Raw genomic sequence first — 6,978 nt, 5'->3', positions numbered from 1 at the left:
ATCTTGGCCCATTTCGAGGCCGTTGGGAACGGGGCGGACCATACCATTAGACCCCTTTTTTCTTTCAATAATTTTAACATGGGGAGGGGTCTGAACGGTTACAACAAAAGCGGGTCAGTTTTCCTCATAAGGATTGTCGCCCTTGCGGAACAGCAACCGGATCACCACCCCCGCAAAACCAAACGATTCGCGCAACTGGTTTTCAAGATACCGGCGATAGGTCTCGTGGATCTGTTCCGGCAAATTGGCAAAAATTAAAAAAGTCGGCGGCTGGGTCGCCACCTGGGTGGCATACCGGATCCGAATCAAACGATGCATCCGCCGCGGTGGCGGGTGTTTTTCGACGACATCACGCAGCCATCGGTTCAAGATCCCCGTCGATATATGACGCAACCCTTCCTGGTGCGTTCGCTGGATCCAACCGGCAAGCACATCCACCCCACGCCCTGTCCGGGCCGATAAAAACACCAGTCCCGCATGATTAAAATGGGGAAAAGCCAACCATAAATGACGGGTGAACTCCCGTTTCGCAGCCCCCCCGCCCCGAACCAGATCCCACTTGTTGACGGCAAAGATCAACCCCTTGCCTGCCTCCAGAGCCAGTGAGGCAACCTTTTGATCCTGCTCCGTCACCCCGCGTTCGGCATCCATGACCAGAACGACCACCTGGGCCCGATCCATCGCCTTGATGGCCGCCACCACCGAAAATTTCTCAATCCGCAACGAAATCCGGCTTTTCCTGCGAATCCCCGCCGTATCCACCAGAATCATCCGACGGCCTTTGCCATCGATGCAAGACAGGTCAATGGCATCACGTGTCGTCCCGGGAACCTCGGAGGTCACAAGACGCTCCTCCCCAAGAAAACGGTTGATCAGGGAACTCTTGCCCGCATTGGGACAGCCGACAACCGCCACCCGGACAGCCGCATCGCCATCAGCCCCTCCATGATCCGCTCCCTCCTCCCCCGGCAAGACCTCCGGGGCCACCTCCAGCGAAACCTGCTCAAGAAACGCAGCGACCATCGACGCCACTCCGGTCCCATGCGCCGCCGAAACCGCGACCACCGTCGTCAATCCCAATTGATAAAACGCCGCATCGCCATGACGACCCGCCTGGCCATCCGATTTATTGACGACACACACCACCGGTTTGCCGCTGCGACGCAACAGGTCGGCGAGAAAATGATCGTCCGCAACCGGTCCGGTACGGGCATCGACAACCAGGGCCACCACATCCGCCTCTTCCACCGCCAATTGGGCCTGCTGCCATACCTGACGTTTGATCGTCTCCCCGGCATCGGGTTCGAATCCACCCGTATCCACCACCCGGAACAAACGATCATTCCACGACGCCACGCCATAATGACGATCCCGCGTCAAACCTGGGGTATCATCCACCAGGGCCTGGCGCGTTTTCGTCAACCGGTTGAACAGGGATGATTTGCCAACGTTGGGACGACCAACCAGGGCGACAAGAAACGTGTTTTCCATCATCCGCCTCCCATGATCGACGCCCGTTGTTCCGTCCAGCGTATGGGCCTGAAAACCCATCCATGAAACCGAAAGGAACGACAGATCGAACGATGTTCCGGCAATGGATCATGGAACTTCAAACGATCGAATCCTCAGGCATGTTTCTTTTTGCGAAAATAGTTGAGCACTGCATGAACCGTGACAAAACCACGCAAAACCCCCTGATTGGAGATGACAGGAATGGCGCGCAAATTATACTCCATCAACAAATCCGCCGCCTGGTTGACCGTCCCGGCCAGGGAAATGCGCACCATCTGCTGGGTTTGATTCAATTTGCCCAAGGGCAAGGTGCAAATGGCCTTGTCTCGCGGTCCCATCGCCTTGGTACCGAAAAATGGTCCCATCACCTGGCGCAGGTCACTCTGACTGATGACACGAACCAGCTTGCCATTGCGGTCCACCCCGATATGCCGGTGCCCCTCCTCCCGCATCGCATTGATGGCAATCAAAATTTTCTCCTCCTCCTTGAGCGAGAAGGGCTGCTCGACCATCACCACCTTCACACTACCCGGTTCATCCGGCGAGGGCAACCCGTCGGTATTGGAATATTCGATCGTCCCGGTGTCCAGACGCGCCAAATCATCGGGGGTTGCCATCCCCCCGCCCCCATTTTCATCCTCCTGCCCCGATACACCCACCGCCTCGACCGGAGCCACCACCGGCTCCGCGACCGCCACTGGAGGAGGAGGCGGCGGCGGCTCCGCCTTGGCCGCCTCACCTCCCTTGGCCCCACCCGAGGCACCCATCTCTTCCGGCGTTCCCTCGATTTCAATCTTCAGCAACGCTTCGGCAAAGCCACGCGACATCACCCACCGGCAAACCTCCACCGGGAAATTGGCCACCTGTATATCCGCCGTCGCCACCAGATAGGTGATCCCATCCCGAAATGTCGGCGGCATGTCGCCAAATTCGCAGTGTGTCGTCTTCTCCAGAAACAAATGCCCACCCTCGGGCATCTTTTTCTCCACCAGATCATTCATCGCCCCTACGACCTGGTTGGAAACCTCGTTGAACCCCTCCTGAAATTCCTCGTTGTAATCCCGCGTCTTCACCTGAGTCTGGATGACCGCCTCACCCATCATCATCATCAGGCCCGTCAAAGCAATGGAAGTGGCAACGTCAAAGATCAAATGGACGTCACCCGTGTTCAGCCCGTCTTCCCGCACATAAGCAACGCTGCGATCCTTCTCGATCAGGGTTTCCAGGTCATCCAGACCACGCATCAACTCCACTTCCGTCAGCGTGCAAACAACAGGGGCCGCGGTCAGCGTGTTGAGATCATTGGCCAACTTGGCAAAATAACTCAGAAAGAACGGCCTTGTTTTTTTTACGATTTTTTCAGGCGTATCCATGCGTTCCGTCTCACGCTTCTGCTGATGACATCACCGAGCCCGACAGGGTTGCCTGCCCTTCCCATTTCCCGAAAGAAACACGGTATTATGGCAAGCAAGTAACAGGCCAGATTTATTACAGATGGTCAACAGAATGAAATCGCGTTCGGATCAACGGAAAAAGACCATCGGACGGCAGGCACAAACATCCAATACCCCGACCGATACGGACGAAGACAGGCAAGAATCACAAAAATCGGGGAAAATCCGGGAACATGGCGTCGAAAAGATGACAGACCGCTCATCCACGCCGCCGGACCAGAACAATAAAGGAATCATGGAAGGTCTGGCATGAAGACGCATGACGTCCCCGACCAGAACGGGAAACGAAAAGACAGAGCGATTGCTGTTCGGACCGGACAGATGGGCCGAAGGGGAGCCTCAGCCACCCTCACGACCCACCGTCATGGACCGCAATCATCTATTTCATGAATTGACCAAGGGTCGCCTTGAGGGTGTCGGGGGTGAACGGTTTTTTGATATGGCCGTTGGCACCGGCTTCAATGGCCGCCTGAACTTTGGATTCACCGCCCTCGGTGGTCACCATGACGATGGGAATCGATTTGGAGGGACCACTACCGCCACGGACCGACTTGACGAAATTCAGCCCATCCATGACCGGCATGTTCCAGTCCGACAGGATCAGTTGAAAGTTGCTGTCGCCGGCCAAGATTCCCAGGGCTTCCTGACCATCCCCCGCTTCGAGGATGTCGTCAACCTTGAACCCTGCTTGACGCAGACCTCTGCTCACGATTTTCCGCATCACACTGGAATCATCGACAATAAGCACACGCATGGATTCTCTCCTCAAAGGAACATAAAGTTCGGAATGTTAGCCAATCCCCAGGGGAAAGTCAAAAAAAATTCTCGGAGCAGACCAACGGTCACACGCCGCGAAACACACCATCCCCGACTGTTCTATAACGTGGCGACGACGTACAGCACCCCATCGTCCACCTGAAATACAAACCGTTCGGTCCGACGATTGGTCTTCCACTCGGCCAAAAGATCGGTACCCACCATGGCCATCGGTGTGGAAACCTTGACGTTGGTCAAACCGGCATTGCTCTTCGTCCCGCCGCCGATCATGTTGGCCAGTTCGGCAATGCCATCCATCAGGTCCTCCCGCATCAATTGATCGGCGGGAAGCCCGACAATTCGCGATACAATCTCGCGCAGAATAGCCACGGAACTGGCAATGCCGATCATCCCCTCCTGGCTCCCTGTCAGTCGGACCATCCCCCCCGCCTCCTGATCCAGTCGAAAGACGGGAATCCGTTCTTGATGAACAAAAACAACTTCAGTCATCGCCATCCGGGAAAGGACATCCACAACAGCCACCTGGAGCGCATTGAAGACATCGTCGATACCAACCGTTCCACCCTGAACCGAATCCATGACCCCTCCTCCAACGAAGAAAACAGGTGCCAATCCCCTTTCGCTCCTCCCCCCCTGATTCAAACCCCACCCATCCCCATCGCCTCCATGATCCGCGTCGCCATCTCTTCCTGGGTGAAGGGTTTGGTCTGATAATGACAGGCCCCCGCCTGAATCGATTTGACGATGTAATCCTTTTCTCCCTCCGTGGTAACCATCATGACGGGAATGTGACGCCAGCGCTTGTCCGCCTTGATCGCCTTGAGGACATCAAGACCGATCATTCCCGGCATGTTCCAGTCCAACAGCACCAGACCCACCTCGGAAGCACACTCCTCCAACACCTTGAGCCCCGCCTCGCCGTTCTCCGCTTCGAGCACCTCGTAGCCAAGCATCGCACCGATGCCGGAGATGACACGACGAATGGTCCTGGAATCATCGATTGTCAAAAGTTTCATTTTAATCATCCCTGCAATGACCGAGTTCAGGTACCAGGCTCAAACCTTTTTGGGACGAAACAGCGCCGCCCCCTTGATGATCACCTGCTCAAACGCATCGGTATAGCCCCGGGGCGATTCGCTTGCACCGATGGCCATCCAGCCATCCTTGACCAGGCCCTTGTGAATTTTATGATAGATTTCCTTCTTCAATTCCTCGGAAAAATAGATCAATACATTCCGGCACATCACAAAATCGAACATGCCGTGGGACGTGAACTCATCCTTGAGGTTGAACTGTTTGTATTCCACCAGCGACCGGATTTCAGGCTTGACCTCGTGGACCATGCCGTTCTTGGTGAAATACCGTTCCAGGAGTTCCGGTTTCATGCCGCGGGAGATGGCCAGTTGGCTGTAGCGGGCCGTCCTGGCGATGACGATGGCCGATGGCGAAATATCGGTGCCCAGAATCTTGAATTTGGACAGAGGAGGCGCCTTGGCGCCGATCTTGCCGAGCGCCTCGCTCAACAACATGGCGATGGAATAGGGTTCCTGTCCGGTCGAACAGGCGGCGGACCAGATGCGCACCTGCTGGGTCGCGGCCTTGGCGATCAGATGGGGAATCACCGTTTCGGAAACAGCGGTGGCGAAGGATGCGTCACGAAACCACAGGGTTTCGTTGGTAGTCATGGCATCGATGACCTTGTTCCGCAGCGGACCGGCATCCTTCTTGAGCTTTTCGTGCAGTTCGAGAAAGTTTTCACAACCATTCTGAACCAAAAGCACCGTCAGCCGGTTCTCGACCAGGTATTCCTTCCCTTCATTGATGAGAATTCCGCTGTGATCGTGCAGAAATTTTCGGATCAGCTGAAATTCTTCCTTCGAAATTGCCATCCTTCGTTCACCCCCTTACGCCGCCGCAAAGTTCCGCGACCTTGGGCCCAATTTCATCCAATGGCAGAGACAGATCCGATAATCCCTTCTCGTCCACCGATCGGGGCATTCCGTAAACAACGCAAGACTTTTGATCCTGGGTAATGCAAAAGGTCCGTCCCGTCCGTTTGAGGGCATCGACGCCATTGGCGCCATCGCGCCCCATGCCGGTCAACACGATCGCCAGGATCCGACCCGAAAAACAGGCCATGACCGACATGAACAATACATCCACCGCCGGTCGGCATTCATTGACCTTCGGGCCATCGTTGAACACAATTCTCGGTTTCCTGTTTTCCAGGGTGAGGGTCATATGACGCCCGCCCTGGGCGATCAGGATGTCTCCCGGTTCCACCCATTGGGCATCCTGCGCCTCCCGTACATCCAACCCCGAGGTCCGTGACAGCTGCGCCGCCAGCGAAGCGGTGAAAATCGGTGGCATGTGCTGCACGATCAACATCGGTACCGGCAATTTTCCACCAACCCGACCCAAAAGCCGCGTCAGAGCGGCAGGTCCCCCGGTGGAAGATCCCACCAGAATCAATTCCGGAACATCCCCGGAAACACCTCGTCCCGCCCCATGCCCTCCCACCCGGTCGCCTGCCCGAGGTTGGGCCACAACGCCACTGGATACGGCCCTGGATACGCTCCCCCCCGGACGCGCCGCCGGACCCCGAACCGTCGGCGGGAGTCGTCCAGCAAAACCCTCGACCATCCGTGGCCGCGCCGCCGGTTCCACGCCACCGCGATCCGGCCCGGATTTTCCTCCAACCGCCGCTCCTTCCTCTTCTGTCCGTCCGCCATTCGCCGCCCCTTTCTCCCCCCCCGCCTCTTCCCGTTCCTTGATGAGGAGCGAAAGAATCGGTTCCAGGTCCTTGCGCAACGCATCCTTCGCCCGATCGACGTTGCTTTCCATCGGTTTGGTGATGAAATCCAGGGCACCGGCATTCAGGCATTCCATGACAATGTTGGCGTTGGAACGCGACAAACCGCTCACCATCACCACCGTCACCTGGGGAAAACGCCGATTGATCTCCTTGAGGCTCGCCAGACCATCCATGACCGGCATTTCCACATCCAGCAACACGACGTCGGGACGATCGGGATCCTTGGTGTTGAACTGGCTGGTAATCTTGTCCAGCGCCAGTTTGCCATTGGATACCGTTGCCATGACCTGGACGCCGGATATGCTCTCGGCGACCTTCTTCATGATCATCCTGTACGTGATTGTATCGTCAACAACCATCACCTTGAGCGGACTTGCCACTGATGCTCCTTGTCTTCATCCCATCGTCACGGTTGAAAAA

At 56.4% G+C, this 6,978-nt stretch carries 7 protein-coding genes; all 7 read right to left on the bottom strand.

Annotated features, from left to right (window positions below):
- Positions 1–114 precede the first annotated feature (114 nt).
- Complete coding sequence (gene der / locus HQL76_13970; protein ID MBF0110272.1) at positions 115–1,494, bottom strand: ribosome biogenesis GTPase Der; 1,380 nt, start codon at positions 1,492–1,494, stop codon at positions 115–117.
- A gap of 131 nt (positions 1,495–1,625) precedes the next feature.
- Positions 1,626–2,885 (bottom strand): CBS domain-containing protein, encoded by a 1,260-nt coding sequence (locus tag HQL76_13965; protein MBF0110271.1) that lies wholly within the window; start codon positions 2,883–2,885, stop codon positions 1,626–1,628.
- A gap of 460 nt (positions 2,886–3,345) precedes the next feature.
- Entirely contained in the window at positions 3,346–3,720 is a 375-nt protein-coding gene (locus tag HQL76_13960) for a response regulator (GenBank protein MBF0110270.1), read from the bottom strand.
- Between the two features lie 122 nt (positions 3,721–3,842).
- Positions 3,843–4,322: a chemotaxis protein CheX gene (locus HQL76_13955; GenBank protein ID MBF0110269.1), complete on the bottom strand. Its 480-nt coding sequence runs from the start codon at positions 4,320–4,322 to the stop codon at positions 3,843–3,845.
- Between the two features lie 59 nt (positions 4,323–4,381).
- On the bottom strand, positions 4,382–4,759 hold the full coding sequence (locus HQL76_13950) for a response regulator (GenBank protein ID MBF0110268.1): 378 nt from the start codon (positions 4,757–4,759) through the stop codon (positions 4,382–4,384).
- A gap of 39 nt (positions 4,760–4,798) precedes the next feature.
- The gene (locus HQL76_13945; protein MBF0110267.1) at positions 4,799–5,632 is read right to left on the bottom strand and encodes a protein-glutamate O-methyltransferase CheR; all 834 of its coding nucleotides are present in this window, start codon (positions 5,630–5,632) and stop codon (positions 4,799–4,801) included.
- A gap of 7 nt (positions 5,633–5,639) precedes the next feature.
- Complete coding sequence (gene cheB, locus HQL76_13940) at positions 5,640–6,938, bottom strand: chemotaxis-specific protein-glutamate methyltransferase CheB (GenBank protein ID MBF0110266.1); 1,299 nt, start codon at positions 6,936–6,938, stop codon at positions 5,640–5,642.
- Positions 6,939–6,978: the final 40 nt, after the last annotated feature.

The organism is Magnetococcales bacterium (assembly GCA_015228815.1).
Taxonomy (GTDB): Bacteria; Pseudomonadota; Magnetococcia; order Magnetococcales; family UBA8363; genus UBA8363.
This window is presented reverse-complemented; position numbering and strand designations above follow the sequence as displayed.

What these genes read in the sequence shown, in the direction of transcription:
- HQL76_13955 (MBF0110269.1), bottom strand. Translation starts at nt 4,322, where the DNA reads ATGGATTCGGTTCAGGGTGGAACGGTTGGTATCGACGATGTCTTCAAT.
- der (MBF0110272.1), bottom strand. Translation starts at nt 1,494, where the DNA reads ATGATGGAAAACACGTTTCTTGTCGCCCTGGTTGGTCGTCCCAACGTT.
- HQL76_13960 (MBF0110270.1), bottom strand. Translation starts at nt 3,720, where the DNA reads ATGCGTGTGCTTATTGTCGATGATTCCAGTGTGATGCGGAAAATCGTG.
- HQL76_13950 (MBF0110268.1), bottom strand. Translation starts at nt 4,759, where the DNA reads ATGAAACTTTTGACAATCGATGATTCCAGGACCATTCGTCGTGTCATC.
- HQL76_13945 (MBF0110267.1), bottom strand. Translation starts at nt 5,632, where the DNA reads ATGGCAATTTCGAAGGAAGAATTTCAGCTGATCCGAAAATTTCTGCAC.
- HQL76_13965 (MBF0110271.1), bottom strand. Translation starts at nt 2,885, where the DNA reads ATGGATACGCCTGAAAAAATCGTAAAAAAAACAAGGCCGTTCTTTCTG.